The following is a 640-nucleotide window of genomic DNA, read 5'->3' on the forward strand; positions in this document are numbered from 1 at the left end:
CGCGAGAAATCCGTTCTGCTATTTTTTCGCCCAAGCGGTCGCTGTTCGGACGAATCAGCAATGGCGGGCGGAAAATAATAAGGTGCGGAAAATTCAAAGCGATAATTGCTTGCTCCAATTCGCCCTTCATCCGTTGATAAAACAGGCTCGAAGCAGAATTTGCACCGGAAGCGGAAATCAAAACCAAAGTATTGACGCCGTTTTCTCGTGCGGCTTTGGCAAATTCAAGATTTGCCTCATAATCAATTGCCCATTGCGCTTCTTTACTGCCAGCCGCTTTCAAGGTAGTTCCCAAGCAGGCAAACAATACATCGCCCTGCACTTTTTCACGCCAATCATCAGGCTTAGAAAAATCAATCTGATGGCTATTTAGCTTTTGGTGAGTAAAATCAGGATGTCTGCGACCAAAACAGTCGATGGACTCAACCTCTGAACTGGTTGCAAGTAAAGGCAACAAGGATTTTCCTGTTGCGCCTGTCGCGCCAATCACAATCGCCTTCATACTTCAGACGGCCTTAAGCGTTTGCCACGCGGTTCACTTCGCGCAATACAGCTACCGGATCGGCAGCTTTAGTTACCGGACGGCCCATTACCAAATAGGTTGAACCGGCAGCCAAGGCTTCGGCCGGCGTCATAATAC

General features: G+C 48.4%; 2 protein-coding genes. Both read right to left on the reverse strand.

Annotated features, from left to right (window positions below; genetic code table 11):
* The coding region (locus tag ACTHUR_RS15245) for an NAD(P)H-binding protein (RefSeq protein ID WP_440399471.1) at positions 1 to 502 on the reverse strand (502 nt) is incomplete at its 3' end.
* A 13-nt stretch (positions 503 to 515) separates the two neighbouring features.
* Positions 516 to 640, reverse strand: a 125-nt coding sequence (locus ACTHUR_RS15250) for an orotidine 5'-phosphate decarboxylase / HUMPS family protein (RefSeq protein WP_440399473.1), incomplete at its 5' end; no start/stop codon positions are given.

It is taken from the genome of Neisseria sp. P0021.S007 (assembly GCF_051956855.1).